This window comes from Paracnuella aquatica (assembly GCF_003332885.2).
In the GTDB taxonomy this organism is placed as follows: Bacteria; Bacteroidota; Bacteroidia; order Chitinophagales; family Chitinophagaceae; genus Flavisolibacter; species Flavisolibacter aquaticus.
Genome location: NZ_QOWJ01000009.1, coordinates 24,296 through 50,171, shown reverse-complemented (window position 1 = coordinate 50,171; position 25,876 = coordinate 24,296). Strand labels below are relative to the sequence as shown.

Below are 25,876 nucleotides of genomic sequence, written 5' to 3'. Positions count from 1 at the left end.
ACATTGCGCCCATGTTTCCCATTGTAACCATCACGTTCAGTCCATGCATTGATAAAAGCACCACGGTGCCGGCGATGATACCAGAGAAAAAACTGCGTTGTTCGCAACCGCGCTACGAGCCCGGTGGCGGCGGCATCAACATAGCGCGGGCCATTAAACAACTGGGCGGCGAAGCCCTGGCTGTGTACCCAGCTGGTGGGTATACCGGAAAATTTCTACAGGAGTTGCTCGAAGGTGAGGGTATTCCGCAGCAGGTTGTGCCGGTATCGGGGGCAACACGCGAAAACCTGATTGTGGTGGATGATTCCACCAACGGGCAGTTTCGTTTTGGCTTGCCCGGAACACCCATCACCGATGTGGAACTGTACCAGTTGATGGAAGCAATTGAAAACCTCGAAGGCTTAAGATACCTGGTGGCCAGTGGAAGCCTTCCGCCCGGCGTGCCGCTCGATATTTTTGCCCGGCTGGCGGCCATTGCCAAACAAAAAGGCGCCCGCTTTATCGCAGATACTTCGGGCGAAGCGTTGAAACGTGCCGCAAGCGAAGGCGTTTTTTTACTAAAACCAAACATTGCCGAACTGAGTTCGCTGGTGGGTAAAGAGGAGATCCACATGGAGCGGGTAGATGATGTGGCCCGCGAAATTATTGCCCGTGGCGAATGCGAATTGGTGGCGGTTTCGATGGGCCCCTCCGGCGCAGTGCTGGTGAGTGCCGAGGAAGTGGTGATTGTAACGCCGCCGCCTGTGCGCAAATTGAGCACCGTTGGCGCCGGCGACAGTATGGTGGCGGCGATGGTGTTGGCGTTGTTCCAGGGAAAATCGAACCAGGAGATATTGAGCCTGGGCGTTGCTGCAGGCACCGCCGCAACAATGAATCCCGGCACCGAGTTGTGTCACAAAGAAGACGTGGACCGGCTGCTCCCCAAACTTCGGGTTCAGACGATGGCGGAATTATAGGATGAGCTTCCAATTGAAAAGGCAAAAGTCAAAACCAGCAAAAGAAACACTGCTGCGCATTTTGACTTTTGCCTTTTCAATTTTTTATTCAATAAAAAAGCCCCCGCTTGGTGCAGGGGCGTGGTTGTTCTTCTCACAAAGCAGAAATCATTTATAGAGCGCCGTTGATGCGGCTGTTGTTTTTGTTGATTCTGCTTTATTAGACCAACTGCGTTCTGCTTTCGCTGCACCGGTCTCTGAATTATTTTTTGTATTAAATGTAATGGCCAGCGTTGGGGCAATAACCAGCGAAACAATCGACATCAGTTTGATGAGGATATTCATCGACGGGCCGGAGGTATCTTTAAATGGATCCCCCACGGTATCACCCGTTACCGAAGCTTTGTGCGGATCAGAACCTTTGTAATATTTTTGCCCGTTGATGTCTACGCCTTTTTCAAAGCTCTTTTTGGCATTGTCCCAGGCACCGCCGGCATTGTTTTGAAACATACCCATCAGTACACCGCTTACCGTAGCACCGGCCAAAAATCCGCCCAGCGCTTCGGGGCCCATCAAAAAGCCCACAATGATTGGCGATACGATGGCAATGGCACCGGGCAGCATCATTTTTTTAATGGAAGCTTCGGTTGAAATAGCTACGCATTTGTCGTATTCGGGTTTGCCTTTTCCTTCCATAATGCCCGGAATTTCGCGGAACTGGCGGCGCACTTCTTCAACCATCGCCATGGCCGCTTCACCTACGGCGCGGATGGCCAGCGACGAGAAAATAAAGGGAATCATGCCGCCCACAAAAAGACAGGCAAGTACATCGGCTTTGTAAATATCGATGCCTTCAATACCGGCCACACCCACAAAAGCCGCAAACAGCGCCAGTGCAGTAAGTGCCGCGGAGGCAATAGCAAAACCTTTGCCGGTAGCAGCAGTGGTGTTACCCACGGCATCCAGCGTATCGGTTTTTTCACGCACATCTTTAGGCAGTTCGCTCATTTCGGCAATACCGCCTGCGTTGTCGGCAATCGGGCCAAAAGCATCAATCGCCAGCTGCATGGCAGTGGTAGCCATCATACCGGCAGCGGCAATAGCCACACCATACAGGCCCGCCATTTCGTACGAACCCCAGATGCCACCAGCCAAAACCAGGATGGGCAAAAATGTAGATTCCATGCCCACAGCCAAACCGCCAATTACGTTGGTGGCGTGGCCGGTACCCGACTGGCGGATGATGGAATTAACCGGGCGTTTGCCCATAGCGGTATAATATTCGGTAATGACGCTCATGAGCGTGCCCACAACCAGGCCCACAATGATGGCACCAAACACACCGTTTTTGGTAAACTCGTTGCCACGCAGGGTCATGGTTTCGGGCATCAGCCAGTTTACCAAAAAGTAAGAGGCAATGGCTGTTAAAACAATGGAGCCCCAGTTGCCCATGTTCAGGGCAGTTTGTACAGCAGCTGTACTAACTCCGGCTTTGTCGGAAATGCGCACAAAGAAAGTACCTATGATAGAAAACAGGATGCCTACACCTGCAATGAGCATGGGTAATAAAATGGGTGCAAATCCACCGAATGCATCATCTGAATTGGTTTCCTGTCCCAGTACGATAGTGGCCAGAACTGTGGCTACATAAGAACCAAAAAGGTCGGCGCCCATACCAGCCACATCGCCTACGTTATCGCCTACGTTGTCGGCAATGGTAGCAGGGTTGCGCGGGTCATCTTCGGGGATGCCTGCTTCTACTTTACCCACCAGGTCGGCGCCAACGTCGGCAGCTTTGGTATAAATACCGCCACCTACACGAGCAAACAAGGCAATGCTTTCGGCACCTAGTGAAAAGCCGGTGAGCACTTCAATGGCTCGCAGCATTTCGGCTGAATTTACATCGGCACCCTGCGCAAAATAAGCATGCAGGGCAATGAACAAACTTCCCAAACCCAGTACGGCCAGTCCGGCTACGCCCATACCCATAACGGCGCCGCCGGTAAAGGAAACATTAAGCGCTTTGGAAAGCGAGGTGCGGGCTGCATGCGCTGTGCGAACGTTGGCTTTGGTTGCGGCACGCATTCCGATATAACCTGCCAGTGCACTAAAGAACGCACCAATCACAAACGCAACGGCTATAAACCAGTGGGAGTGCGGGTTGCGGCTGGCCATAAAGCCCAAAAGCAGCCCAACGATCAAAACAAAATAGGTCAGGATCTTCCATTCGGCACGTAAGAACGCCATGGCGCCTTCGGCGATGTAATGGGCAATTTCCTTCATGCGGTCGGTGCCCGCATCCTGTTTACTCACCCAGCTAAATTTCCATAAGGTGTAAAGGAGGCCAATAAGGCCCATTAGTGGAACGAGATACAACACGGTTGTGTTCATGTACGATTGTTTTGGGTTTTAGTGGTCCTTGCAGGCCCTGGGCTTTTTCAATTCATTAAAATGGCAGCTGACGGCACACTTAAATGAAAGCCCGTAAAACGGGCAAAGCAGTGGCAGCAATTTTCGATAGTTGCCAAAGATAGGTGATGGGGTTGATTCCTATTTTGATTTGTTAAAATTTGCGGTTGAGGAAAATCAGGCAGATGCTTTTAGCTTGTAATCCTTACCCAGAGCAGATTTTAGCCACTATGTTTAATAGCTTTTTCGTTTATAAATAAAATAGTGGATTGCTTGTGGGAAATTTTATATACACCTCAATTAGCCAGCATGATGCTCATGCTACTCCATTTCAGCCCTTTTAAAGGGGCAGCCCAAAAGGGCACGCATTTGGAGGACATCCTCCTGCTATGAATAACATCAACGACGCTCAAAACAACCCACACCTGCAACAACCCGATGCTGCCAACGGCGGCAAACAACAGGTGATTCCGGTAATGGAAGAGTTTGCAGTGATCAGCCGCGAAGTGGTGGAAACCGGAAAGGTGCGCATACACAAAACAGTGAGCGAAGAAAACACGGTGGTGAACCTGCCCGTAGTCAATGAGTCATACCATATAGAGCGGGTGCCGGTAAACCAGGTGCAGGATACCCCACCACCTTCGGTGCGGTACGAAGGCGATGTAATGATCATACCTGTAACACGGGAATTTACCGTGGTGCAAAAACGATACGAAGTGGTGGAGGAACTGCGCATTACACGCCAGGTAACCGAAACGCCGCTGATGCAGGAAATTTCGCTGCTCAAAGAATCGGTGCAGGTAGAGCGTACCCGCAACGGCGAGGACAGCACCGAACGATTTTAAACAATGTTTTCCCTTAACCATTAAATATAGGAGGCTATTATGGCTCAAACAGTGATCGGTTTTTTTGACAACCGAAATGAAGCGGAACGTGCAGTAGCGCAACTCCAAAGCGCAGGAATCAGCAGGGATCGGATTGATATTTCTTCGGGACGGGACAGCAGCACCACCGGTGTTTCTTACACCGATACCGACCGTGACCGGGACCATGAAAGTGGCATCACGCGGTTTTTTAGAAACCTGTTTGGTGGCGATGATGATGAGGCTACCCGCTACAGCCGCGTGGCCAAAACCAGTGATTGTGTTGTAACTGTGCACGCCCAGTCGGACAGCGAGGCAGAACGTGCCGCTGACCTGCTGGACGAGTATGGTGCCATCGATGTAGACGAACGCTCATCGAGGTTGAACGCATCAGGTACCGGCAGCGATTACAGCGAACGGGGTGATTTCCGTGGCGACCGCGACCAGACCATTCCCGTGATTCGGGAAGACCTAAACGTAGGCAAACGTTCTGAAGAAACCGGTGGTGTGCGGGTACGCAGCCGCATTGTGGAGCGCCCTGTGGAAGAACATGTGCGCCTGCGCGAAGAGCATGTACGTGTGGACCGTAACCCTGTAGACCGCCCGGTAGGCACCGGCGAAATGGGTGCATTTCGTGAAGGCGAAATAGAACTGACCGAAAGGGCAGAAGTACCTGTGGTAAACAAAGAAGCCCGCGTGGTGGAAGAGGTGCGCCTGAGTAAAGAAACAACGGAACGCGATGAAACCATTCGCGACACGGTACGTAGTACCGATGTGGATGTGGAGCAACTGGGCGACCGGAGTCGTTCAACTGATCGCAGCGACCGGGATTACACCGACCGCAGCGATGTAAGCTTGAATGACAACAGCCTGTTGCGCGACAACGACCTGCGCGAATCAGACTATCGGGATACCGACAATGACCTGCGGGACAATCTCCGCGACAATACCAATCGCAGTCTTTAACGTTCAACAACGTTGACCCACAAAAATGCCGCTGATTCAGCGGCATTTTTGTGCTTATAAATGGGGCAAAATGTTGCAGCTTTTTCCTTTAAAATGGCCCGTTAGCATGGTAAAAAACTGAAGAGTTTAAAATGGCCAAAAAAACGCATTTTCAATTTTTAACCGGCACTACCAGTATTTTAACCGGTTTTATTGGGCAGCTTTTTAGTGCCCAAATTTTTAGTTCTCAGCAAATACTGATGCAGCAAGGGTCTTGGTTACTAGTGCAATATGTGTTGAAAAGTTTTAAAGCGGCAATTTTCATTAACATTTTTTTTGGACTATATTGTTTCGTGCATTGTAAGACAATTTAATCTCAACTAAACGATTAATGCCATGAACATCTGCTATTGCAGGGAAAAGGAGCCACATTTCCTTTTCCGGACACTTGCGCCAATTTTGAGGGCCAGAAATTTCTTAATCCTTTTTCTTCTTGGTTTTGCAGTTACACTAAGCGCACAGCAGCGTACGGTAACCGGTCGCGTAACCAACGATTCGGGCCAGCCGCTTTCGGGTGTAACGGTAACCGTGAAGGGAACCAACACCGGCACCCAAACGAATGAGCAGGGTGCTTTCTCCATTTCGGCGCCAGCCAACGGAACGCTGGTTTTTTCCTTTGTTGGCTTTGGCCAGCGGGAAGTTGCCATCAACAACCGTGCAGCGGTTGACCTGTCGCTGACTGCCTCCAACCAGGAAATGCAACAGGTGGTAGTAGTGGGTTACGGCCGGCAAAAGAAAGCCACTGTTACCGGCTCGGTTGCTGCCGTTCAGGGTACGGAATTGGACAAGTCGCCAACCGTAAACCTTTCCAACTCGCTTGCAGGCCGCCTGCCCGGTATCACTGCCATTCAAAGCAGCGGTGAGCCTGGTTATGATGGTTCCACTATCCGCATTCGCGGTACAAACTCGTTTGGCAACAGCTCACCACTCGTGGTAATTGATGGTGTGCCGGACCGTGCTGGTGGTTTGGACCGTTTGAACCCCGCCGACATCGAAAGCATGTCGATACTGAAAGATGCTGCTGCGGCCATCTATGGTGCACGTGCAGCCAACGGTGTAATCCTGATCACTACCAAACAAGGTAAGGTTGGCAAGCCTGTTGTCTCTTACGACTATAACTATGGCCTGCTGCAACCAACCGTAGTGCCGGAGATGTCTAACGCAGCACAATATGCTGAGTTGATGAACGAGCAGGTGATGTTTCAGAATGTACCATACAGCCAGTGGGGTGCAGCTTGGCCTTCAATCAGGCAACAAGGCTTTTATGTTCGTTCTGACAACAACCAGCGTGTAAATGCTATTTACTCTCCGCAGGACGTACAAAAATTTGCAGATGGTTCCAGCCCCTTGACGCATCCCAATACAAACTGGTACAACAGTGTATTCAAAAAGTGGACAAATCAGCAAACGCATAGCCTGCAGGTAAGCGGTGGCACAGAAGCTGTGCGGGTTCTGGCTTCCATTGGTTATCAAAACCAGGATGCTTACTACAAAAACTCGGCTACCAAGTACAGCCAATACGATGCCCGCATCAACGTAGATGCAAAAATTAACCAGTACATCAACACAACCATAGGTGCTTTGTACCGCCAGGAAATTCGTGATTTCCCAACGGTAGGTGCCGGCGATATCTTCAGGATGCTGATCCGTGGCAAGCCTACGGAAATGGCGGTTTGGCCAAATGGCCTTCCCGGACCGGATATCGAAAACGGACAAAACCCTGTGGTGGTAACCACCGGTGCCACTGGCTATGATAAGGACAAGCGTGATTACCTACAGGCAAATGGGCAGGTAGTGATCAGCAACCCTTGGGTAAGCGGGCTAAAATTAACGCTGCAAGCGGCCGCCGATAAATTTATGCGCAATACCAAGCGTTTTGCAACACCATGGGCGCTATACACTTGGGATAAAACTTCTTACGAAGCCGATGGTGTAACACCCAAACTCACCAGAACAATCCGTTCCACATTTACGGATCCACAACTGACGATGGGAAATGAAGATAATTTTAAACTGACGCTGACAGGCTTGTTAAACTATGACCGCACTTTTGGCGACCATACCATTGGTTTATTGGCTGGTATTCAAAAAGAGCAAAACGAAGGCGAAAACTTTTCTGCTTTCAGGCGGGATTTTATTTCTCCTGCACTCGATCAGCTAAGTGTGGGTGGCCTTCAACGGCAGAATATCGGAAGTGGCGGTTTCAATGAAGCCCGCTTAAGTTATTTCGGCCGGGCTGCTTACAACTACCAGGAAAAATATCTTGCAGAATTCTTATGGCGCTACGATGGTTCATACTTTTTCCCGGAGGATAAACGTTTCGGTTTCTTCCCGGGTGTGCTGGCAGGCTGGACCATATCCAAAGAAAAATTCTTCGAACCGGTTAAGTTCGTGAACAATCTGAAAATCCGGGGTTCTTATGGAGAAATGGGTAATGACCGGGTAAATTTACCTGCTTTCGGGTATTTATCTACTTACTCACTTTCCGGCAGACAAGTAATAAATGGACGACTGGAAACCACCCTGACCGAAGCCCGTGTGCCCAACCTCAATTTTACATGGGAAGTGGCTACCAATGCCAATATCGGGTTGGAAGGTGCGTTGTTTAACAATCGTGTTTTCTTCGAATTCGATGTGTTTCGCAACAAGCGTGATCAAATGTTGATCACTAATAACTCACTAATTCCAACCAGCTCAGGTATCAATGGCTTTCCACCTGTGAATGAAGGTAAAATGGTAAATAGAGGATGGGAGTTCCGAGTGGGCTACAATGGTAAATCTGGTCGCGATTTCACCTATACGGTAGCAGTGAACGGTGGTTACTCCAAAAACGAAGTGCTGAAGTGGAACGACATTCCTACTATACCTGAATATCAAAAAACAGAAGGACGTCCGGTTGGTACAAGTGGCGCTGCGTATTTGGCTTTTGAGTATGATGGCATTTTTGTGGACGAAAAAGATATTGCAGCAAACACACTCGATTATACGGCTTTTGAACGGGAACTTCGTCCCGGCGACATGAAGTTCAAGGACATCAACGGCGATAAAAAGATAGACAACTTTGACCAGGTGCGTCTTGACCAAACCCGTGACCCGTTTTTTACTGGCGGCATCAGTATCAATATGAGCTATAGAAGCTTCGACCTGTCAATGTTGTTTCAGGGTGCAACCGGTGGCCTGCAACGGCTGAACTTTAATGAGACTGGTGAATTTGGCAACTGGCTGGACTATGGTTATAACAATCGTTGGTCGGTGGAAAACCCAAGCAGCGAACATCCTCGTTTGGTGAGCCGCAACAACCGTTATTATGCTGGCAACCAGGGCAACAACACTTATTGGTTGCGCAGCAACAGGTATCTGCGTTTCAAAAACTTCGAATTGGGTTACAACCTTGCCCCTAGCCTTGGCGACCGGTTAGGCATCAGCCGCTTGCGGTTGTATGTGAGCGGGCTGAACATTGCCACTTGGGATAAGTTGGGCATTTGGGATCCGGAGGCAACGGCAGAAAACGGATATGCTTATCCTCAGTCCCGGATTATTTCATTTGGTGCCCGTGTTACCTTCTAATTCCTACAATCATGAAAAGTACAATAAAGCAATTTTGGATTTTGTTGCTAGCGGCAGGCGGATTGCTTCCTGCCTGTAAAAAAGATTTTTTAAACACAAGGCCGCTCGACCAGATTGATGGAGCAGCTACCTGGACAGACCCCGCCTTAGCACAGGCATTTGTTTATGGGCTTTATGGTGGATTGTTTGAAGGCGGCTTTGATGAAGAGATGCTTGCAGCCCTCACCGACGAAGCAATTTTTACTCACCAGGGACGCAACATCAATACATTCAACCAAGGCAGCGCAAGCCCTTCCAATCCGGGATGGCAAAACCGTACAACATCGTATGCCGAAATGTACCGGTTTATTCGTCAGACCAATATTGCGTTGGAAAACCTGCCTGATGCTGCCATATCTGATGCAACGCTGAAAAGAAGACTTGAAGGCGAAGCCCGTTTTCTCCGGGCTTATTATTATCATCAGTTGTTGCGTTTTTATGGTGGTGTTCCCATTATTACTAAACCTTACCTGTTAACCGACAGTTTCAGCATTGCACGCAGCACTTATGCGGAGGTACACAACTTCATTATTACTGAAGCTGACCTTGCAATCACTTTGCTAAACGGTCAGTCAAAAGTAAAAGGACGTCCTTCCGATCTGGCTGCAATGGCGCTTAAGGCAAGGCAGTTGCTGTACGCAGCATCCGATCTGCATGATGTGCCTACGGCCAAATCAAAATCAACGGTGCTGAATTCGTATGCAAAGCCTGAACTGATCGGCTTTGTTTCCGGCGACCGCCGTGCCCGCTGGCAGGCAGCAAAAGATGCAGCCAAGGCAGTGCTCGACGCAGCAGGTTCTGGTTACAAAACCAACCTCACCGCTCCGGTATCGGCTGATGAAGGACGCAAGAACTACCTGGCTATAGCCATGGGCGGCCGCAGCAAGCACCCTGATGCCGATCCGACTGTTGCAAGTACCAACGAGCTCCTGTTCGAACGCACTTTTTCGTCAGAGCAAGAAGTTGGCGCTATGCGCCACGGCTTACGCCAGGGCCCCAACGGCTACAACAACTGGGCGGGCAACACGCCGATCCAGCAGGTGGTTGACGACTATGAACTGATGGATGGCACCCGCTTCGACTGGGCTAATCCAACGCACAAAGCAGATCCTTATGCTAACCGCGATCCTCGTCTTTACGCATCCATTCTTTTTGACGGCTCGTCCTGGAAACCACGCGGAGGAACTTTAGATCCTGCAAACCAGATCCAAGCCGGAACCTACTTTGCAGGCTCCAATAAAATTGTAGGTTTGGATACCCGCCAAGGGCCCATCGAAAACTGGAACGGCAGCTTTACCGGGTATTATTTCCGCAAGTTCATCGATCCAGATCCAGGCATCCGAGACAATACAACCCCGCAGTTAGTTCCGTGGCCTTTCTTCCGGTTTACAGAAGCGGTTTTGAACTATGTTGAAGCTTGCATCGAATTAGGCGAAGAGGCAGAAGCTATTAACTGGTTGAATAAAATTCGGTTTCGTGCTGGGATGCCGGCAGTAACCGAGTCAGGAGCGGCGCTCCGCGACCGTTACCGCAACGAACGCCGCATTGAACTGCTGTTGGAAGAACACAGGTATTTTGATGCACGCCGCTGGATGATTGCACCGCAAACCCTAGGCAGAAAAGTGCAGTTCATTCAGATTGAAGGACAGTTAAAACCAGGCGCTACGGCACCTTCGCCCTACCGCAAAGACCCGAACGCTTTCAACTACACCTATACCCCTGTAGTAAACAACGACCTGGAGAACAGGACCTGGTTGGACAAAATGTATTTCCGGCCGCTCAACCTGTCTGAAATTCAGCGAAACCCGCTGTTGGTTCAAAACCCGGGTTACGAATAAGCAAAACTAAATGATGCACCATACCAAGATCCATGCGTTAGCCGCATGGATCTTTTTTTTGCCGCAAGCCGAAACACCATTACCCAACTTTCGAAGCATTTGGAACAACTATAAAACCGCCGGAATGCCTGTTTTTCGTATTTTTAAACACGCCGGAACAGACCGGGGAAATTTTTTTGGAAAACATACCGCAGCGAACCACTGCGCTGTTTTTTTTACGTCACCTAATTGATTTGTAGCGCTGTATGATTTGCCACCGCCTCCTGCCGGCCATGTGCCTGGTAGCTGTTGCCAGCCTTTTTTCCTGCACCCAAAAAAACGACGCACCTGCCGAAGAAAATAAAGGGCCGCAGTTGTTTACCGTGCTTCCTGCCGAAAAAACCGGCGTCTATTTTTCCGATTCATTGCTAGAAGGCGTTAACACCAATGTGTTGATGTACGAATATTTTTACAATGGTGGTGGTGTGGCTGTTGGCGACCTTAACGGCGATGGGCTGGACGATCTTTTTTTTACCTCCAATATGGGCGATTGCAAGCTGTACCAAAACAAGGGCGGAATGCAGTTTGACGATATTACCGCAGCCTCGGGTGTGGTGCCCCGGCCGGGCCCTTGGAAAACCGGCGTAACGATGGCCGATGTAAATGGCGATGGGCTTCTGGACATTTACGTTGCTTACTCCGGCAACCTGCGCCCCGAAAAGCTGGTGCCGCAGTTGTTCATCAACAAGGGAAAAAGCGGCGCAGGCATCCCGCAGTTTGAAGAGCAGGCCGCTGCATTTGGCCTTACTGCACCGGCACATTCCACACAGGCTTATTTTTTTGACTACGACCGCGATGGCGACCTCGACCTGTTTCAACTCAACCACAACCCTCGCACTACGCCGGTTTTGGACGAAGCTGCGACTGCAGCAATCATGGCTGTGGAAGAACCTATGTACGGCGTACGGCTGTATCGAAATGACGACAACAGATTCAGCGATGTAACGGCCAAAGCAGGCTTGAGCAGTTCGGCATTTACCTATGGCCTCGGTGCAGGCATTTCGGATGTCAACGGTGATGGCTGGCCCGATCTCTATGTGTCGAACGATTATGCTGCGCCAGACTATTTATACATCAATAACCGCAATGGCACGTTTACCGATAAGAAAGCGGAAAGCCTCGGGCACACTTCGCAATTTTCGATGGGCAATGATGTGGCCGATGTCAACAACGATGGCTTTCCAGATATTTTCACCCTCGACATGTTGCCCGCCGATAACAAGCGTCAGAAGCTGCTGTTTGCGCCGGACAATTATGAAAAATTTGACCTGAATGTGCGCACCGGTTTTCATTACCAATACATGCGCAACATGCTGCACCTTTCCAATGGCGACGGTACGTTCAGCGAAGTGGGCCAGCTTGCTGGTTTGTCGAACACCGACTGGAGCTGGGCGCCACTTTTTGCCGATTACGACAACGACGGCTGGAAAGACCTGTTTGTAACCAACGGATATGTTCGTGATTTTACCAACATGGACTTTATGAAGTACATGGGCGACAAACTGGAAAACCGCGATGCGCAAATACTGCGTGCCGATGTGCTGAAACTGGTGGAGCAAATGCCTGCTTCAAACGTGGTTAATTATATTTTTAAGAATAAAAACGGCGTACAGTTTCAGGATGTGTCGGCGCAATGGGGCATCGACCTGCCGTCCAACAGCAATGGCGCCGCTTATGCCGACCTGGACAATGACGGAGATCTTGACTTGGTGGTCAATAACATCAACAAGCCAGCTTTTATTCTGCAAAACGAATCAAGCAAGCAGCTGAAACACAACTTTCTGAAAGTGAAGCTCGCAGGTGCCGGCAAAAACACGATGGGCCTGGGTGCAAAGGTGTGGTTGTATGCAAATGGAAAACAACAATTGCTGGAGCAAATGCCTAGCCGCGGCTTTCAATCCAGCGTGTCGCCTGTGCTGCATTTTGGTATAGGCAGCGATGCCAAAATTGATTCTGTACGGGTAGTGTGGCAAAGCGGCAAACAGCAGGTATTAACCGGTGTTGCCACCAATAAAATTTTGGAAGTAAAAGAAGCCGATGCTGCAGAACAATGGAAACCTGCCGCTACGCCAGCGCCATTTTTCACTGCTGTAAAAAGCCCATTTAATTACACAAACCCTGTTGCGCCCATCAATGATTTTAAACGCCAGCCCCTCATCACCAACCCGCTGTCGTTCAGCGGGCCATGCATGGTAAAAGGCGACATCAATAACGACGGCCTCGACGATGTGTTTATTGGCGGTGGCAGTGGCGTGGCCGGTGCCCTGTTTGTACAACAAAAAGGTGGCGCATTCCGCAACATACCTGTTGCTGCATTGGATGCCGACAAGGGAAGCGAAGATGCTGATGCATTGTTCTTTGATGCTAACCAGGATGGATTCCAGGACCTGTATATCGCCAGCGGCGGCTATCACAATCTTTTGCCCGATGATTCGCTGCTGCAAGACCGCCTGTACCTCGGCGATGGTAAAGGCGGTTTCAAAAAAGCGGTTGGCGCATTGCCTTCTATGCTGGTTGCAAAAAGCTGTGTGCGGTCGGCCGATATCAATGGCGATGGTGCACCCGATCTTTTTGTGGGTGGCAGGGTAGTGCCTGGCCGTTACCCCGAAGTGCCCAACAGCTATGTTTTACTGGGCGATGGCAAAGGCGCTTTTCGTGATGCAACCAGGCAGGTGGCCCCCGAACTGCAGCGGGCCGGAATGGTTACTGATGCAGCGTTTACTGATTTGGACGGCAATAAAACTCCCGACCTGGTAGTGGTGGGCGAATGGATGCCAGTATCTGTTTTTTCCAATGCAAACGGCCAGCTGCGCAGTGATACCAAGCGGTATTTTACAAAAGAATACAGCGGCTGGTGGAACCGCATACTTGCCGAAGACCTCGATGGCGACGGCAAAACCGACCTGGTGCTGGGCAACCAGGGCACCAATATGCAATGCAAGGTGAGCGATGCCGAGCCGGCTACGTTGTACTACAAAGACTTTGACGACAACGGTGCGGTTGATCCTATTTTGTGTTTTTACATCCAGGGTAAAAGTTATCCGTATGTGTTTCGCGATGAGCTGCTGGACCAGTTGAGCATCATGCGTACCCGCTACCAGGATTATGCGTCTTACGCCAATGCCACCATCACCGATATTTTTACGCCAGAAGAATTGGAAGGCGCGGGCCAGCTTAAAGCCAACAACCTGCACACGATGCTGTTTACCCGCAATGCTGCCGGTGCTTTTGTAGCGCAGGCCCTGCCGGTGCAGGCACAATATGCCCCGGTGTTTACCATCACAGCGCTGGATTATAATAGCGATGGAAAAAAAGACCTGCTGCTGTGCGGCAATACCAACAAGGCGAGGTTGCGTTTTGGCAAGGCTGACGCCAACTACGGCATGTTGCTGTCGGGCAATGGCAAAGGCGGTTTTCAATATGTGCCGCAGCACCAGAGCGGCCTAAAAGTTTGGGGCGATGTACGCAGCGTACTGGCCTTAAACGGCGCCCTTATTTTTGGCATCAACGGCCAGCCGGTAACTGCATATAAACCCGCAACGCTTTAATATTTGCACCTTTTTGCGATGAAGAAATTTGTTTTGTTTGTACCCCTGCTTGCTTTGTTTCTTGGCTGTGGCAAAACGCCTGCAAAAGATCCCGAATTGGGCGCTGACGATTTAAGCAGCGTAGTATCGGCCATGACCGAGGTGATGGTGCACGATGTAACCAACCCGCCGCTGGGTTCTCGGTTTTTTGCCTATGCCTGCCTGGCTGCATACGAGGTAGTGGCGCAAAACGATGAGAGCTTTCCCACCATGCAAGGCCGGCTCAATGAGTACCCCGTGCTGCAACCGCCCGACTCGATCAAAGGTTATGCAACCAACCTGTCGGCGCTGCTGGCCATGATGGAAGTGGCGGGGAAAATGCAGCCTTCGGGCAAAGAGATAACAGCCATGAAAACACGGCTGCTGGATTCGCTGGTGAAAGCCGGCGTTGATGAAAACGTAGTGGCGCAATCGCAGAAATATGCGCAGGCAATCAGCAGGCAAATACTGGCTTACGCCAAAAGCGACCGCTATAATAAGATCAGTAATTACCCGCGTTATGCACCCACCAATACCAACGGTAGTTGGTATCCCACACCGCCGGCATACTTTGCCGCCGTGGAGCCCTTATTTCATACCATCCGGCCGTTTACATTGGATTCATCCGCACAATTCAAACCACAGCCACCGGTTCCTTTTTCCGAACGGCAAAACTCTGAGTTTTACAAAATGCTGCAGGGCCTCTACCGGCATAGCCTAACCGAAGATGAAAAACAAATCGCGGCGTTCTGGGATTGCAATCCTTTTGCCGTGCAGGACAACGGGCACTTGTTGGTGGGATTAAAAAAGATATCGCCCGGTGCACATTGGATGGGCATTGCAGGTATTGCCTGCAAACAGTCGGGTAAAAACTTTGCCCAAACGGTGCAGGTGTTTACAACGGTTGCCGTTGGTTTGATGGACGGGTTTTTGAGCTGCTGGGATGAAAAATACCGCAGCAACCGCATCCGGCCGGAAACAGCGATTCGTAAATACATTGATGCCAGCTGGACGCCACTGTTGCAAACGCCGCCCTTTCCAGAATACCTGAGCGGCCACTCCACTGTGTCCGGCGCATCCGCCACTATTCTCACCCATTTTTTCGGCGATGATTTTGCCTACACTGATACCGTTGAAGTGCGGTATGGTTTGCCGGCACGCAAGTTCACCTCATTCAAGCAGGCTGCACAGGAAGCCGCCATCAGCCGGTATTACGGCGGTATTCATTTTATGGATGCCATTGAAAACGGGCTGGTGCAAGGCGAGCAGGTTGGGAGTTTGGTGGTGCGGAAAGTGGCGGGGAAATAGTGTTTTTGCTGCTGCTATTTTGTTGTCAATTTGATTGATTGTATTTCTAACCTAAGCGATTTTCTCCATTCATAGGTAATTGCGCCGCCTATGCGTCATTGCGAGGCGCAGCAGGTGCTTTGTGCTGTTCCGCATGTTATGCGCCGAAGCAATCTCCTGCAACTATTTGTAAACACTATATCATCTGATTTTACTGAAACTAAAACGCAATAGGAGATTGCTTCGGCGCAAATAGATCCATCACCAAGCCAGTCACTTCGGCACCTCGCAATGACGGCGCCGCTACTTTTGTCAAGAACAAGAAGACACATAAAAAAGCCGGAAAGCATGTGCTTTCCGGCTTTTTTAACCAATCAAATATTTACGCTACTATTTCAGCGATAAAATATACTCCACCATAGCACTGGCATCTTGCTTGCTGATCTGTGGATGCGGCGTCATGGGTATTTGACCCCAAACACCGGCTCCTCCGGAGATCACTTTTTGCGCCAGCTTATTTACGTTAGCTGTGGATTTCGTATACTTTTTGGCAATGTCCTTATAAGATGGACCCACCAGTTTTTCTGCTGGTTTGTGGCAGGCGGCACAATCGCTTTTCGCCATCAATGCATTGCCGTTCAGCGTTGTTTTAGTGGTCGTGCTTTTTGTTGCTTTCGATGCGTTGGCCGGCGCCGTCTGTGTTTGGCTCGCCTGTTGCACCGGCTCTTTTTTCGCCGCTGCTTTTACTGTAGTAGGCGCCGCTTCACGTCCGCCTTCAAAACGCACATAATCCAACACAGCCAGCCGGTTGTTGGGCGTGTCGGCTTTTACAAACACTACAAAGAGGTCCTTGCGGCCTGATGTAGCGGTGATGGGTGCCGTTACTTCGGCATAGCGTTCACGGGAACCCGTAGCCGTAAATGCAGATGTTGCCAGCAGCGTTCCTTTTGCCGAATCGGCCCGTAGCTCGATGCTGCCCTCACGGTTGGGCGCAGCGTAGCGGTACGTTACGCCGGTTATATCCTGCAGGTCGATGTTTTTAAACACCAGGTAGCTACCATGCCCGTTGATGCTTACACCCCGTTCGTTCTTTTGGGCCCGCACCACGGCATCAGCATCTTCGGCCTGCACTTTTGAAGGACGCAGCACCAAAATTTGCCGACCTGTGAGCGGCTCGTTTTGACCGCCTTTATCGGTGTAGGAGGCAGTTAAAATATAACGCCCGTTGTCAACATTGCCACCATGTTCGGCCAGCAGCAGCGAACCCTGGTAGGGCAGGAGTTTTTCCTGTTGCTGTGTTGAAACAGAAAGAACATATTTTACGATTTCGGTGGCATCTTCCCGCGACAATTGCGGGTGGGCATTCATGGCATGTTCGCCCCAAACGCCGCCACCGCCGGTAATTACCTTGTTGGCGAGGTAGGCCACCGCGTTTTTATCATCGCGGTATTTTTTAGAAACCTCCATGAACGATGGCCCTACGCTTTTGGCGTTGATCTGGTGACAGGCTTTACAATCGGAGGCCTGCATCAGGGTGCGGCCCAGGTTGTAGCTGGCTGTAATTTCCTGGTGGCCCGCCACGTTCTGGTTGGTAGCCACTTTTGGAATATAAGTCATCGACAGCTTTACTTTTTTGTTGTCGATGGTTTTGTCTTCTTTGTCGGTTACTGCCACCGAATATTTCAGCCCGGTAGTTTTCGGGAAAAAGAATGTGCTGTTGTCGGTGGTGTTGATTTTTACCACCGGCAGCGTATTGCCCACGCGGATCATTACCGAATCAGAACTGCGGGCACCTTTGCTGTCTACCGCATGGAGGATGGCCAATTGGTTGCCGGGCTGTTCAAACGTGTACTTCAACTGCGGCGAATTGGCGGGCAGCTTTTTGCCTTCCACTTCCCACTCGTATTGCACGGCATCATCTTCATCAAAATCAAGTGAGCCGCGGCGGTTGAGCGTTACAGCTAGTGGGGCAGCACCCACGGTATCGGAGGTGTTGATCTTTGCGATAGGTGCACGGTTGCCGCCATTGAAATCAATGCGCACCAGGCGGGCATCTTCATTGTCGATGCCGTATACCGAGCCGTACTCCAGCATATACATCACGCCGTCGGGTGCAATCTCCAGGTCAACAGGGCGGCGGAAATCGCCGTTGCTACCCATGAAAGCTTCCATGCGTTTAAAGTTTTGCTGCTCATCCAGCCGCACCGCCATTACCCAGTTGCGCATCCAATCGTACACAAACAAGGCCTTGTCGTAATAAGCCGGCAGGCGTGCAGGGTTGGTGCCATTGGGGTTGTAGTGGTACACAGGCCCACCCATGGCGCAACGACCACCCTGACCGAGGTCGGGGAATTCGGGTGCTGTGCTGTATGGGTAATAAATCATGGCCGCAGTTGCCGGCGGCAGGTTTTTTATACCCGTGTTGTTGGGCGAATTATTTACTGGCGCCGATACATTAAACGGCTCGCCAATGGCTTTGGTTGCAAAATCAGAATCGTGGTACGCCTGGTTGTTGCCCACGAAATAAGGCCAGCCATAGTTGCCGGCTTTTTTTGCCTGGTTAAATTCGTCGTAACCGCGTGGGCCGTGACGAGAGTCGGTGCCGGCGTCGGGACCAATTTCACCCCAATACAAAATTGAAGTAGCGGTATCTACCGAAATGCGGTAAGGGTTGCGGCAGCCCATCACGTAAATCTCGGGGCGGGTGCCAGCGGTACCTTTTGCAAACAAATTGCCTTCAGGAATGGTGTACGAACCATCTTCTTCGGGATGGATGCGCAGGATCTTTCCACGCAAATCATTTGGGTTGGCCGATGAACGCTGAGCATCGTAAATTTTGCGGCCATCACGTTCGTCCATGGGCGCATATCCATGCGATTCAAACGGAACAGTGTTGTCGCCGGTGGCAATAAACAGGTTGCCCCATTTGTCCCAGGCCAGCGAGCCACCAGTATGGGCGCTCACTTCCAGGTCGATGGGCACTTCAATGATCACCTGCTCCGATGCCGTGTCCAGATCGCTTTGCGCATTGATACGGAAGCGGGAGATCTTTTGCATGTGCTGCTCCCCGCGGTTGGAGGAGTAGAAAAAGTAGATCCAGTTGTTTTGCGGAAACGCAGGATCAAGCGTTACGCCAATCAACCCGTTCAGGTACTTATCTACGGCCTTTACCGGGAAATCACGCACCAGTTTGGTGGCTTTGCTGGCTGGGTCGTACACATAAAATTTGCCGGCCCTTTCGGTAAAAAATACGCGGCCGTCCGGGGCCACAATGAGCTCCATCGGTTCGTTCAGGTCGTTTACCAACACAGTTTTGGTAAAACGGTTTTCCTCCGGCGCTTTTACTGCATATGATTTGGAGTAATCACGTACCCGGCGTTCGCCAATGGCGTAGCGGATACCGCCCAGCAGGTGTTGCAAAAACAGGGGCTCTTTAAACGATTCGTCGGTGTGGCCACCGCCGGTGTAAAAAGAACGACCGCCATCATACTCGTGGTACCAAGCAATGGGGTGGTTGTCGCCGTTTTGCCCGCCCTGGTAAGTTGTTTCATCCAGCGAAGCCAGCACTTTGATGCCGGGGTAAATGCTTTTGTAATTGTACCACTCGTCGAAGCGTTCCCAGCGGTCGGGCAGCATCGAAGTGGACGGGTGGCTTTTGTCTTTTACATCCACCATTGCTTTTTGCTGGTGCGGATGGCTCAGAAAGTAAGCGCCCACCAGTTTGTTGTACCAGGGCCAGTCGTACTCGGTGTCGGCCGCGGCATGGATGCCGGCAAAACCGCCACCTGCCTGGATGTAGCGTTCAAACGCCACTTGCTGGTCGCTGTTGAGTACGTTCATGGTGGTGCTTAAAAAAATCACCGCATCGTAGCGCTGCAGGCTGTCCTGAACAAAATAACGTGCATCGCGGGTGGTGTCTACCCTAAATCCATTTTCCTGCCCCAGCTTTTGCAGGGCGGCCATCCCGGCCGGGATAGAGGTGTGGTAAAAGCCAGCCGTTTTTGCAAAAACCAGTACCCGCGCTGGCGGTAGTGGTGCAGGCGGCGGCGGTGGCGGCGTGGCAGCCGTTTGGGCTGGTTTGCAGGCCCAGATGCCGGCAGCCGTTGCTGCGAGTAACATGCAAATAATCAAACGTTTCGGAGAGATGCTCATGAGTTAAGCTAACTTGAGTTAAGTGTAAGGAGTGCGAATAAAAGTAAATGAAATGGCTGATGTGTAGTTTCCCTTTTTTACCCCATTTTTAAAAAAGAGGAGTAGTTGTGTATAAACGCTGGTTGGACAACAGCGTGGGCCAAAATCCTTATCTTACTGTCGGGAACCACAAGCCCCTAACGATTCCAACAACGCCACCAACAGTACCTTTTTATGAACAAATTGTTCTTAACGATCTGCTGCACAGCCACCGTTCTTTTTTTATCAAACTGCGCCCAAAACAAAACGCCGCAAATGACCCAGGCGGAGCGGGATACAGCCTGGGCCCGCCTTTCGGATGAAGAAAAACGCCTGCCCCAAAATGCATTGCTGGGGCTGGAAGCCGCCGAAGGCCTCGAGGCCACGTTGTTTGCTTCCGAGCCGCTGATGGGCAACCCCACCAACATTGATGTGGACAGCCGCGGCAGGGTATGGGTCTGCGATGCATTTAATTACCGCCCCCAACTAAACCCCGATAACCCGCAGCGAGCCGAAGGCGACCGCATCTTGATCCTGGAAGATTTGAATGGCGACGGCAAGGCCGATACCGCCAAAGTTTTTTACCAGGGAAACGATGTGAACGCTGCATTGGGTATTACGGTGTTGGGCAATAAAGCCATTGTATCCTGCAGCCCGAATGTTTTTGTTTTTACCGATACCGACGGCGATGATAAAGCCGATACCAAAGAAGTGCTGTTTAGCCAACTGGGCGGCGTGCAGCACGATCATGCCATTCACTCCTTTTCGTTTGGCCCCGACGGCAAGCTGTATTTCAATTTCGGCAACGAAGGCGGACAACTGATGGATAAAACCGGCCAGCCGCTGAAGGACAAATGGGGCACCGTGGTCAATCATAAAGGATCGCCGTTTCGGCAGGGCATGTTGTTCCGGATGAACCCAGATGGTTCAGACCTGGAAGTGCTGGCCCATAATTTCCGCAACAACTACGAAGCCGCCGTGGATGCGTTTGGCAGTATCTGGCAAAGCGATAACGACGACGACGGCAACCAAAGCACCCGCATCAACTACATTCTGGAGTATGGCAACTACGGCTATACCGACGAAAAAACCGGCGCAGGCTGGCGGGCCCACCGCACCAATATGGAGCGGGATATTCCGGCCCGCCACTGGCATCAGAACGATCCCGGAAGCGTGCCCAATTTGCTGGTTACCGGTGCAGGTTCGCCTACCGGCATGGTGGTGTACGAGGGAAACCTGTTGCCGGAGGCGTACCGCAACCAGATGATCCACTGCGATGCAGGACCCAACATTGTGCGCAGCTACCCGGTGGAGCGGGAAGGAGCGGGTTTCAAAGCATCTATTTTACCGGTGCTTTCCGGTGTCCGCGACCAGTGGTTCCGACCCTCAGATGTTTGCGTAGCGCCGGATGGTTCCCTGTTTATTTCCGACTGGTACGACCCCGGCGTGGGTGGCCACCAAATGGCCGACCTGAACCGTGGCCGCATCTACCGGGTAGCGCCGCCGGGATCAAAATATTCGGTGCCTAAACTTGACCTTTCCACTGCCGCAGGTGCGGCAAAAGCGCTGCAAAGCCCCAACCTGGCTACCCGTTACCTGGCCTGGCAAAAATTGCACGAAATGGGCGCCGCTGCTGAAGCCGCGTTGAAAGAAATGTATGAAAATGAGCCGCCCCGGATGCGGGCCCGGGCATTATGGCTGCTGGCAAATCTGGAGGGAAAAGGTGCTGCATACCTGGATGCCGCATTGGCTGATAAGGACCCCAACATCCGCATAATAGCGCTGCGCTCCATCCGGCAAAATGGCGGCGATGTGTTGGCTGCGGTTGCAAAGCTTGCGGCTGACAGCGATTCGCATGTTCGCCGCGAAGCGGCAATTGCCCTGCGCCGTTCCACGGCTCCGGAAGTTGCGGCTTTGTGGGCTAAACTGGCTGCGCAACACAAGGGCAACGACCGTTGGTACCTTGAGGCCCTGGGCATTGGCGCAGAAGGCAAGTGGGACCAGTGCCTTGAAGCCTGGCAAAAAGAGGTGGGTACGCAGGATGCAACGGCCGGTGGCAACGATATTATTTGGCGGGCCCGCAGCGCAAAAGCGCTGCCGGCACTGGCTGCAGCCATTACATCAGATGCCACCAATGCAACGGACCGCTTGCGCTATTTCCGTGCCTTTGATTTTATAGACGACCGGGAGAAAAATAATGTGTTGTTGGCGTTGCTGGAAAACCAAAGCGCTGAAAAGAACCGGATCATTTTAACCGCGCTGCAGCATCTTGATCCGGAAGTTTTGGCCCGTTCGCCCAAAGCCCGCAACACATTGGACACTGCAATGCAGCAGGTGCGGGGCACGTTGGAATTTGTGCAATTGGCAAGGCGTTATAAAATTGGCAACCAGAATGAAGAACTGTTGCAAATAGCCCTGGCTCACCCCGATAGTTCGCTGGGCGTGGAGGCGGCCAACCTGATGCTGAAATCGGGCGGTGCCGACCTGCTGGCCAAAGCCATCAGCAGCCCGTACCCGCAGCAATCGGCTGCGGCGCTAAAAGCTTTAAGCCGTGCCGGAAGCAAGGAGGGCGTGCAAATGATGCAACAGGTGATTGGAGATCCAAGTCTCGATGTGGCCATCCGTCAGGAAGCTGTTAAGATGATGGCCGGTGGCTGGATGGAGTCAGAATATCTGTTGGGTTTTATTAAAAAAGGCCAATTGCCGAAAGACCTGCAGGCTACCGCGGCCGCGGCACTGTCGGGCACCTACCGCAAAGACATCCGGCAGGAAGCACTTAAATACCTGGGCGGCGCAGGTTCGAAAGAAGGAGCGGAGTTGCCACCGATCAACCAGCTGGCAATGCAAAGCGGTAACATTTCAGTGGGCCGACAGGTATTTAGCACTGCCTGTGCCACCTGCCACCAGGTTGGAGCAGAGGGTTCGCCATTTGGTCCAGCCCTTACACAGATCGGTGCAAAGCTGCCGAAAGAAGCCCTATACCTCGCTATTTTGCATCCCGACCAAGGCATTTCGTTTGGGTATGAGGGTTACACGGTGCAACTGAAAGATGGCAGCACGGCGGCTGGCATTATTTCCTCGGAAACGGCTACCGAACTGGAACTGTCGCTGCCAGGCGGTATTAAAAAGCGGTATGAAAAAGGACAGATTGCTTCGCGGAAAAAAATGGAGCATTCCATGATGCCCTCCGGCTTGCAAGCCTCCATGACCCGCGCCGAACTGGTTAGCCTGGTAGAATATCTTTATTCACTAAAAGCAAATGTGGCGAAACAAGTGGCGATGAAATAAAGTTTACAAGTCACAGGTTCACAAGTTCACGGGTTGGTTCAGAAACTCGTGAACTTGTGAACCTGTGAACTTGCACACTCCCAAACCCAAAAAAATCAAACACTTCCTCATGTCATCAAATTATTCCCGCAGGCGTTTATTGAAAACAGTGGCCGGTAGTGCAGCCGCAGTGGGCACTTCCTTGTTGCTGCCACATGGCGCACAGGCAGCCATCACCAACATGGATTTGCTTAAAGAAAGCCTGCAGCAAACTGCGTTGAAAGGCCGCATTAAACATTCAGTATGTAAATGGTGTTACGATAAAATTCCGTTGGAAGACCTGTGCAAAGCAGCAAAAGATATTGGGCTTACTTCCATCGAACTGGTTGGCCCGGCGGAGTGGCCGGTGCTCAAGAAATACGACCTCTATTGCGCCATGCCCTGGGGCGCACATAAAACATTGGAACGCGGTTTCAACGATCCAACTTACCACGATGAGTTAGTGCGGTTATACGAGCCCGTTATTCCGCAGGTGGCAGCGGCGGGTTTCGATAAATTGATTTGCTTTTCGGGCAATCGCAAGGGCATGAGCGACGAACAGGGCTTGGAAAATTGTGTGCAGGGATTAAAGCGCTTGATGCCGCTAGCTGAAAAACATAAGGTGACACTGACGATGGAGTTGCTGAACAGCAAGGTGAACCACAAAGACTACCAGTGCGACCACACGGCATGGGGCGTGGAACTGGCCAAGCGGCTTGGCTCGGAGCGCTTTAAGCTGCTGTACGATATCTACCACATGCAGATCATGGAAGGCGATGTAATTCGCACCATCAAAGAAAATCATGCTTACATCAGTCATTACCACACCGCTGGTGTGCCGGGCCGCAACGAGATCAACGACACGCAGGAGTTATTTTACCCGGCCATTATGAAAGCCATTGTGGACACCGGATACAAAGGATATGTAGGGCAGGAGTTTATTCCAAAACATGGCGCACCACTTGCTTCCTTGAGGGAAAGTGTACAGATCTGCGACGTGTAGTGCGCCGCAATTTTTTATGCAAAAAGGGAAAGCCTTCCATTTGCAGGAAGGCTTTTCCTTTTTTATACCAAACAAATAAAAACAAGCTACCTGCCGGCACATACTAACTGTGTGGGGTAGCCGTAAAAAGCTTGGACCAACAACAATTACTCTTCGTCGTCGAAGCCAAACATTTCGAATTGTTCGGCCAGGGTATCGTCAAATACGCCGTAGTCGAAGTCGAGGCCAAAGCGGGCCATGGCATACACAAAGGCGTAGTTAAAATCGTAAATATCGTCGTGATCCAATCCGGGATGCTCGGTTACCTGCAACACCCAATGATACATAGCGGGCTTATCGCCTTCATCGGTGGTTTTGGTGAGGTCTGTGCGGGGAACCGAAAAACTTGCTGTGCCTCCACCCTGGTAGCTGAGGCCTTCATCCGTAAGGGTCCAATTGCCAAATTGCATGGTTTGATTTTTTGCAAATCTATCGCTAATGCCGTGCCGTAAAGCAGAATTGTAAATTTCTTATACTTACGGCCATAAAAATGCCGGGCACCGGTGGTGCCGCTGTTGTTGTTTTATCCTGTCTGTGGAGTATGGCTATGGGATGGAGCGGGCAAAAATCGTTGGAAGTTTTCTCATGTAAACAGCGGCCTTACTTGATGCCACGGTCAACGGCCAGCTTGCCAATCAGCACCATGATCTCTTCCAGCCGGTCGTAATACAGTTTGTAAAAAACATGCTTGCCCTGGCGGGTGGTTTGCACCACGCCGGCACGGCGCAGGAGCGCTAGGTGTTGCGATGCTACGGCTTGCACGAGGCGGAAATGGGTAAAAATTTCGGTGACGGTACACTGTTGTTTTTGGTGCAGAAAATAAAGCATTTTGATGCGGAGGTCGTGATCGAGGGCACGCAGCAGGTAGTGCGCCTTACGCAGCAACAATTCGTCAGTTTGCGGAAGCGGAATAGATTTCCCCTCAGCAATTGCGGTTAGTTTGTCGGGCATGGGAGGTAGTATTTCGGGTTTCGGTTTAATGCGGCAACACTAATTGCCGCGAGAAAGATAAGGAAGAGTTTCGAAATTACGTAAAAACACTTAAAAATGTGGATAAAATAGTGCCGTATTTTTACGGTATTGGCCACGTAAAAATCATAAGTAATTCATTCTTAAGGCTCAGCTTGTTTATTTTTAGGCTATGGACACAAAAAAATTTTTGCAATCCGTGCAGGAAAATCACCCGCCAACTGGCATATCAACCTGCCTGCAAGCGCTGTGGTTCGATGCCAAAGAGGACTGGGAAGAAGCACATCGGTTGATACAGGACGAGCCCGGATCGATGCCCGGCCGGATACATGCTTACCTCCACCGCAAGGAAGGAGATAGCGCAAATGCGGGCTATTGGTACCGTCGTGCTGGGGTGTCGCCATTCACCGGAAGCCTGCAGGAGGAGTGGCGCCATTTGGTAGATGCCTGCCTGAACGGGGCATAAAAAAGGGTTGCGCCTGCAACCCGTTTCAACAATTTTATTTCGCCCTTTTCTTTACAAATCAGCGGTGGCTTAAGCTGCTTTCCCTTGGATTGTCGGGGTCCACGTCGCGGTCATTGTTTTTCAACGGCTTTTCCTGCTCCTGCAGCCGGTTCCGGTCCTGCATCGAGCCCCTCCTGTTTTCCTCGTCCTCGTTCCTCGAATGCATGCGGGCATTTTGCTGCTCTATAGGCCATCGTTGATCTTTGCGTTCCATAAGTTTTTTATAAATGCCGGGCATAAATAAGGCCATACTCTGCATGGCGGTAAAGTTTTAATGTGGCTTGCCTTAATTGGGTTCTGCGGAGGGTGCTAATTGCGTTTGGCACCATATTTTAA

The 25,876-nt window shown here is 51.1% G+C and carries 15 protein-coding genes; 10 read left to right on the top strand and 5 right to left on the bottom strand.

The window, feature by feature from the left end:
• Positions 1-11: 11 nt before the first annotated feature.
• Positions 12-956 (top strand): 1-phosphofructokinase family hexose kinase, encoded by a 945-nt coding sequence (locus tag DRJ53_RS13355; protein WP_114236153.1) that lies wholly within the window; start codon positions 12-14, stop codon positions 954-956.
• Between the two features lie 147 nt (positions 957-1,103).
• On the opposite strand, the gene DRJ53_RS13350 is transcribed toward DRJ53_RS13355, so the two are convergent.
• Positions 1,104-3,326: a sodium-translocating pyrophosphatase gene (locus DRJ53_RS13350; RefSeq protein WP_114236152.1), complete on the bottom strand. Its 2,223-nt coding sequence runs from the start codon at positions 3,324-3,326 to the stop codon at positions 1,104-1,106.
• A gap of 407 nt (positions 3,327-3,733) precedes the next feature.
• On the opposite strand from DRJ53_RS13350, the gene DRJ53_RS13345 reads away from it, so the two are divergent.
• The 6 genes from DRJ53_RS13345 to DRJ53_RS13310 all read left to right on the top strand — a co-directional run bounded on the left by DRJ53_RS13345 (position 3,734) and on the right by DRJ53_RS13310 (position 15,569).
• On the top strand, positions 3,734-4,189 hold the full coding sequence (locus tag DRJ53_RS13345) for a YsnF/AvaK domain-containing protein (RefSeq protein ID WP_114236151.1): 456 nt from the start codon (positions 3,734-3,736) through the stop codon (positions 4,187-4,189).
• A 39-nt stretch (positions 4,190-4,228) separates the two neighbouring features.
• The gene (locus DRJ53_RS13340; protein WP_114236150.1) at positions 4,229-5,173 is read left to right on the top strand and encodes a YsnF/AvaK domain-containing protein; all 945 of its coding nucleotides are present in this window, start codon (positions 4,229-4,231) and stop codon (positions 5,171-5,173) included.
• Between the two features lie 438 nt (positions 5,174-5,611).
• Positions 5,612-8,779 (top strand): SusC/RagA family TonB-linked outer membrane protein, encoded by a 3,168-nt coding sequence (locus DRJ53_RS13330; protein ID WP_241558549.1) that lies wholly within the window; start codon positions 5,612-5,614, stop codon positions 8,777-8,779.
• Positions 8,780-8,790: 11 nt separating this feature from the next.
• Positions 8,791-10,656 (top strand): RagB/SusD family nutrient uptake outer membrane protein, encoded by a 1,866-nt coding sequence (locus DRJ53_RS13325; RefSeq protein ID WP_114236147.1) that lies wholly within the window; start codon positions 8,791-8,793, stop codon positions 10,654-10,656.
• 245 nt (positions 10,657-10,901) lie between these two features.
• Positions 10,902-14,243, top strand: coding sequence for a VCBS repeat-containing protein (locus DRJ53_RS13315; RefSeq protein ID WP_241558548.1), 3,342 nt, complete (start codon positions 10,902-10,904; stop codon positions 14,241-14,243).
• An 18-nt stretch (positions 14,244-14,261) separates the two neighbouring features.
• Entirely contained in the window at positions 14,262-15,569 is a 1,308-nt protein-coding gene (locus tag DRJ53_RS13310) for a vanadium-dependent haloperoxidase (protein WP_114236145.1), read from the top strand.
• Positions 15,570-15,938: 369 nt separating this feature from the next.
• Here DRJ53_RS13310 and DRJ53_RS13305 read toward each other — a convergent pair whose 3' ends face one another.
• Complete coding sequence (locus tag DRJ53_RS13305; protein WP_114236144.1) at positions 15,939-19,667, bottom strand: ThuA domain-containing protein; 3,729 nt, start codon at positions 19,665-19,667, stop codon at positions 15,939-15,941.
• Between the two features lie 246 nt (positions 19,668-19,913).
• Here DRJ53_RS13305 and DRJ53_RS13300 point away from each other — a divergent pair, with 246 nt between their 5' ends.
• Positions 19,914-23,006, top strand: coding sequence for a PVC-type heme-binding CxxCH protein (locus DRJ53_RS13300; RefSeq protein ID WP_114236143.1), 3,093 nt, complete (start codon positions 19,914-19,916; stop codon positions 23,004-23,006).
• A gap of 109 nt (positions 23,007-23,115) precedes the next feature.
• Positions 23,116-24,027, top strand: coding sequence for a TIM barrel protein (locus tag DRJ53_RS13295; RefSeq protein WP_114236279.1), 912 nt, complete (start codon positions 23,116-23,118; stop codon positions 24,025-24,027).
• A gap of 146 nt (positions 24,028-24,173) precedes the next feature.
• Here DRJ53_RS13295 and DRJ53_RS13290 read toward each other — a convergent pair whose 3' ends face one another.
• Together DRJ53_RS13290 and DRJ53_RS13285 are read right to left on the bottom strand one after the other, a co-directional pair.
• On the bottom strand, positions 24,174-24,476 hold the full coding sequence (locus DRJ53_RS13290; protein WP_114236142.1) for a hypothetical protein: 303 nt from the start codon (positions 24,474-24,476) through the stop codon (positions 24,174-24,176).
• 190 nt (positions 24,477-24,666) lie between these two features.
• Entirely contained in the window at positions 24,667-25,017 is a 351-nt protein-coding gene (locus tag DRJ53_RS13285) for an ArsR/SmtB family transcription factor (RefSeq protein ID WP_114236141.1), read from the bottom strand.
• 190 nt (positions 25,018-25,207) lie between these two features.
• On the opposite strand from DRJ53_RS13285, the gene DRJ53_RS13280 reads away from it, so the two are divergent.
• Positions 25,208-25,501 carry a hypothetical protein gene (locus DRJ53_RS13280; RefSeq protein WP_114236140.1) on the top strand — a complete coding sequence of 98 codons (294 nt, stop codon included), beginning with the start codon at positions 25,208-25,210 and terminating at the stop codon, positions 25,499-25,501.
• A 58-nt stretch (positions 25,502-25,559) separates the two neighbouring features.
• Here DRJ53_RS13280 and DRJ53_RS13275 read toward each other — a convergent pair whose 3' ends face one another.
• On the bottom strand, positions 25,560-25,754 hold the full coding sequence (locus tag DRJ53_RS13275) for a hypothetical protein (protein WP_123893562.1): 195 nt from the start codon (positions 25,752-25,754) through the stop codon (positions 25,560-25,562).
• Between the last annotated feature and the right edge of the window lie 122 nt (positions 25,755-25,876).

What these genes read in the sequence shown, in the direction of transcription:
- DRJ53_RS13355 (WP_114236153.1), top strand. Translation starts at nt 12, where the DNA reads ATGTTTCCCATTGTAACCATCACGTTCAGTCCATGCATTGATAAAAGC.
- DRJ53_RS13350 (WP_114236152.1), bottom strand. Translation starts at nt 3,326, where the DNA reads ATGAACACAACCGTGTTGTATCTCGTTCCACTAATGGGCCTTATTGGC.
- DRJ53_RS13345 (WP_114236151.1), top strand. Translation starts at nt 3,734, where the DNA reads ATGAATAACATCAACGACGCTCAAAACAACCCACACCTGCAACAACCC.
- DRJ53_RS13340 (WP_114236150.1), top strand. Translation starts at nt 4,229, where the DNA reads ATGGCTCAAACAGTGATCGGTTTTTTTGACAACCGAAATGAAGCGGAA.
- DRJ53_RS13325 (WP_114236147.1), top strand. Translation starts at nt 8,791, where the DNA reads ATGAAAAGTACAATAAAGCAATTTTGGATTTTGTTGCTAGCGGCAGGC.
- DRJ53_RS13315 (WP_241558548.1), top strand. Translation starts at nt 10,902, where the DNA reads ATGATTTGCCACCGCCTCCTGCCGGCCATGTGCCTGGTAGCTGTTGCC.
- DRJ53_RS13310 (WP_114236145.1), top strand. Translation starts at nt 14,262, where the DNA reads ATGAAGAAATTTGTTTTGTTTGTACCCCTGCTTGCTTTGTTTCTTGGC.
- DRJ53_RS13305 (WP_114236144.1), bottom strand. Translation starts at nt 19,667, where the DNA reads ATGTTACTCGCAGCAACGGCTGCCGGCATCTGGGCCTGCAAACCAGCC.
- DRJ53_RS13300 (WP_114236143.1), top strand. Translation starts at nt 19,914, where the DNA reads ATGAACAAATTGTTCTTAACGATCTGCTGCACAGCCACCGTTCTTTTT.
- DRJ53_RS13295 (WP_114236279.1), top strand. Translation starts at nt 23,116, where the DNA reads ATGTCATCAAATTATTCCCGCAGGCGTTTATTGAAAACAGTGGCCGGT.
- DRJ53_RS13290 (WP_114236142.1), bottom strand. Translation starts at nt 24,476, where the DNA reads ATGCAATTTGGCAATTGGACCCTTACGGATGAAGGCCTCAGCTACCAG.
- DRJ53_RS13285 (WP_114236141.1), bottom strand. Translation starts at nt 25,017, where the DNA reads ATGCCCGACAAACTAACCGCAATTGCTGAGGGGAAATCTATTCCGCTT.
- DRJ53_RS13280 (WP_114236140.1), top strand. Translation starts at nt 25,208, where the DNA reads ATGGACACAAAAAAATTTTTGCAATCCGTGCAGGAAAATCACCCGCCA.
- DRJ53_RS13275 (WP_123893562.1), bottom strand. Translation starts at nt 25,754, where the DNA reads ATGGAACGCAAAGATCAACGATGGCCTATAGAGCAGCAAAATGCCCGC.